The following is a 4,107-nucleotide window of genomic DNA, read 5'->3' on the forward strand; positions in this document are numbered from 1 at the left end:
CGCCGCCCGCTCCAGTACATCTGGGGCCTGCGAACAAAGCAGCTGCTGGAGCCCCACCGCTATGCCCACACCTCCTGAGCCCACGATCAGCGGCTTCACCTTCCTGCGCAACGGCGTGAAGCTGGGCTTCCCGTTCGAGCAATCGGTGCGCTCGCTGCTGCCGCTGGTCGACGAGTTCGTGATCGCCGTCGGGCGCGGCGAAGACGACACGCGCGAGCGCCTGCTCGCCATCGGCGACCCCAAGATCCGCCTCATCGACACGCTGTGGAACGAGCGCATGTCGGAACGCGGCTTCGTCTACGCGCAGCAGAAGATGATCGCCCAGTACGCCTGCACCGGCGACTGGGCCTTCTACCTCGAAGGCGACGAGGTGCTGCACGAGGCCGAGCTCGGGGCCATCCGCGAATCGGTGAATCGCCACCATGGCAATGCGCGGGTCGAAGCCCTGGTGTTCGACTACCTGCACTTTTACGGCTCGCCGCACTGGCTGGCCGTGAGCCCGGCCTGGTACCGCCGCGAATGCCGGCTGATCCGCAACACCATCCGCACCTATGCGCCCGACGGCCAGTACTGGGTGGTGATGGACAAGCACCGCCGCGGCCGCCATCCCAATGCGGCGTTGGCCAACGCGCACATCTATCACTATGGCCACGTGCGCCGCACCGACTACATGCAGGCCAAGATGGACCAGGTCAGCAAGTACTGGTCGCACGGAGCACCCAAGGTGCAGTACGGCAATATCGACCCGCAGTCGCTCCAGCCCTACGCCAGCAGCCACCCGGCATTGATGGCCGACTGGCTCGAACGCGAGGCCGAACAGCACTTCGCGCCCAACCCCGCGCATGAACTGACGAAGCGCGAACGCAAGCACCGCGCTTCGATGGTGCTGGAGCGCTGGTTCGGCTTGGACTTGAGCCGCAAGCACTACAAGCTTGTCGCCTAAGGCCATGGCCCGGCACATCGGCGTCAGCCTGGGGATGATCGACTCGCTGAGCGACGGGCTTGGCGAGTTCTCCACCCAGGTCTGCGAGCGCATCGCAGCGCATGCGCCGGCATGGCGCGAGCAGTTCGGTGTGCAGTTCCACCTGCACATGCCCGAGCGCTGGCATGGCCGTTTCGGCACCGAGGTGGGCTACCTCGCCACGAGCAAGCTGCAGGGCTACTGGCACTGCCAGAGTGGCCCGCGCTTCGACGTGTGGCACGGGCTCAACCAGCTCGGACGCATTGGCCCACCACTGGGCACCCGCCACTCGCTGCTCACCATCCACGACCTCAACACCCTCTACCACGACGATGCGCGCAGCATCGCGAAGAACCTGCGCAAGCTGCGCTCACGCCTGCGCAAGTTCGAAGAAGTGAGCACGCTCACGCACCACGTGGAGAAAGACATCCGCGAGCACCTCGCCTGGCGAGGCCCGGTCAGCGTGATCCCCAACGGCGCGCGCGACCTCACCCAGCACCCGCAGCAACGCGTCGACGGCATGGAACCGGGTTCCTTCCTGTTGCACCTCAGCCGCATGGCGGCCTCCAAGAACCCGCAGAGCCTGGTCGACATGGCCGCCATCTGGCCCGAGCAGCTGGTGCTGCTGGCCGGGCCACGCACAGGCGACTCCGACCGCCTGCGCGTGCAGGCTCAACAGCGCGGCATCGCCAACCTGCGCGTCATGCAGGAGGTGAGCGATGAGCAGAAGGCCTGGCTGTACGCCAACTGCAAGGGCTTCCTGTTCCCCTCGATCACCGAAGGCTTCGGCCTGCCGCCCATCGAGGCCATGCACTTCGGCAAACCGGTGTTCCTGTCGGACCGCACCAGCCTGCCGGAGGTGGGTGGCACCTGGGCCGGCTACTTCACGAGCTTCGAGCCGCAGGCCATGCGCCGCTGCATCGAGACCGAGATGCCGCGCCTGCAGGCGCATGCCGACGACATACGCGCCCATGCGGCGCAGTTCACGTGGGACCGCGCCACGCAGGCCTACCTGGGGATCTATCGGCGCTTTCTAGGGCTTTGAGCCGAGTGCCTGCAGGATGGTGGCCACCAGGTCGGCGGCCTGCACGTCGTTGACCCACTTGGCGCCGTAGAGCCAGCGGGTTCGGTTGGCTGAAGTCAGTCGAAAGCGCGGCTCGCTGATGCCGGCGAAGAGCGTGACCACCGGCACCTTGGCGGTGTGCGCCAGGTGCAGCAGGCCACCATCGGCGCACACCACCAGCGCGGCACGGCGCATCAGAGCTTGCACTTCGCCGAGCGTGTGCTGGGCCAGGCGGTCGATGAGCGTCATGCCGGTGTTCGCCGCCACGATCTGGTCGCGCATCGCCAGGCCATTGTCCGAACCGACCAGCACCACAGGGCGCGTGACACCGGCCTCATGCAGCCCGTGCAGCACCTGCGGCCACTGCTGGTAGGTGCACCAGTCGCGCACACCGCCGATGGCCATCACGATGGGCTCGGGTGGCAGGCCCAGCTGGTCCACTGCCACCTCTTCGGCCGCGGACGCCCGCATGCTGGGGCAGGCCATGTGCTCGATCTGCTGCTCGGGCCAGTCCAGGCCCAGCAATTGCGCGATGCGGTAGTAGCCGAACAGCGTGCGGTTGAGTTCGGGCCCGGTGTAGAAGCCATACACGTGGGCGAATGGCACCTTGCGGTAGTGCTCGAGCTTGTCCTTCACCGAGCGCGACGAGGCGCTGTGCAGCAGGATCAGGTCGTAGGGGCCGGGCAGCTCTTCGGCCTTTGAGGCCACCTGGGTAAACACCTCGTCGGAGCGGTAGAGCTGCAGCAGGTGGGCGTCGGTCAGCAGGTCGACCCGGTCGAACTTGCCCTTGAGCAGCTCGCGCGCGGCCAGGTCGGTGAGCGAATCGCCCACCTGCGGCGTGCCATGGTGGATCCACAGCAGGCGCCTGTGCACCGCCGGGTCGATGTGGGTACGCAGCTGCGCTGTCTGGCCATGCAGGCGCAGGTTGAGCGCGCGCATGGCGCGGCGGCGTGCCACCTTCCACACCGAGATGCTCTGCACGTACACGTCGACCGACGACGGCAGGGCCTGAGGGAAAGGTGGCAGCCAGGTCTCTTCGGCGTAGCGCAACAGGCGGCGAGTGAAGAAGTTGGATTTCATCGAAGCGGTCGCAGGATTAGCGCCCCCTGAGGGTGGAGGCCAGCATCTTGGCCTTGAGCCTCAGCCACAGGCGGGGCTCGGCCCAGAGTGTGCCCAACGCACGGCGGCGCTGGCGCAACAGCCGACCTGCCGCCTTGTACTCGCCATGGCGGATCAAGGCCTTGCAAAAGCCCAGTGCCTGCGGTGTGAGGCTGGCCGGGCCTTCGAGCCGGTCCACTGCGCGCAGGATCAGCCGGTGCAAGGCGGCCCGTGCCGGTTTCAGCTCGGGCCGGGAGCGGGCCCCTTGCACCAACTCGCGCAGCAGGCTGCCGAAGTGGTGCGCTTCGATCACTGAAGGCGTGAGCGACTCGACAAAGGCCAGCGTCTGCGAAGGCTCCAGCACCGTCGGCAGGTGGTACGGCCCGTGGAAGCCAAACACCTGCTCGCTCAACGGGTCGTCTTCCACCGCGAAACGGCGCGCCAGCGCCGTCGGTGCAAAGCGCAGGCCTTCGGCCTCCAGTGCGGCACGGTTCGTCACGCAGATGCAGATGTCTTCGGGGTGACTGGGCACGATGGCGGGGCTCTGCAGCGCGCGCAGCAGCCGAGAAGAACGCAGCGAGAAGCCACCATTGCCCACCGCATGCGGCTCGGGGATGTGGTTCCACGGGGCGCCGATGTAGTCATAGTGCAGGAACTCCTCGGACCACGCCGCCGGGTTGAGCACAAAGCCGTCCCACTGCACGATCAGCACGTGCGAGGTGTGGATCAGCGGCGCCAGCGACTTGATGACGTAGTTGGAGTAGGCCTCGATGCTGCGCAGTGGCTCGGTCTCGACCCAGCGCACGCCGGGCGGCAGCTCGCGGTCGCCCAGCGATTGCCGGTCAGTGCACAGCACTGCATCGGCGAAGGCGATGCCATCGAGGCTGCGTCGCATCGCCTTCAATGCCCACGGCAAGCGCGGCGTGCAGTCGATGCAGCACAGCGTAACGTCAGGAAGGACGAGCGCGGTCAAGCCGTCCCCTTC

4 protein-coding genes are annotated in these 4,107 nt (G+C 67.0%); 2 read left to right on the forward strand and 2 right to left on the reverse strand.

Annotated elements, in window-relative coordinates; all coding sequences use genetic code 11:
* Window positions 1-61 precede the first annotated feature (61 nt).
* Entirely contained in the window at window positions 62-943 is an 882-nt protein-coding gene (locus tag VFL64_RS16585; RefSeq protein WP_489541486.1) for a glycosyltransferase family protein, read from the forward strand.
* 4 nt (window positions 944-947) lie between these two features.
* Entirely contained in the window at window positions 948-2,006 is a 1,059-nt protein-coding gene (locus tag VFL64_RS16590; protein WP_489541487.1) for a glycosyltransferase family 4 protein, read from the forward strand.
* Here VFL64_RS16590 and VFL64_RS16595 read toward each other — a convergent pair.
* Entirely contained in the window at window positions 1,995-3,104 is a 1,110-nt protein-coding gene (locus tag VFL64_RS16595; protein WP_489541488.1) for a glycosyltransferase family 9 protein, read from the reverse strand. The two genes, VFL64_RS16590 and VFL64_RS16595, sit on opposite strands and share 12 nt — an antisense overlap.
* Before the next feature lie 16 nt (window positions 3,105-3,120).
* Window positions 3,121-4,107, reverse strand: a 987-nt coding sequence (locus tag VFL64_RS16600; RefSeq protein ID WP_489541489.1) for a DUF5672 family protein, incomplete at its 5' end; no start/stop codon positions are given.

It is taken from the genome of Rhizobacter sp. (assembly GCF_035702065.1).
GTDB lineage: Bacteria > Pseudomonadota > Gammaproteobacteria > Burkholderiales > Burkholderiaceae_C > Rhizobacter.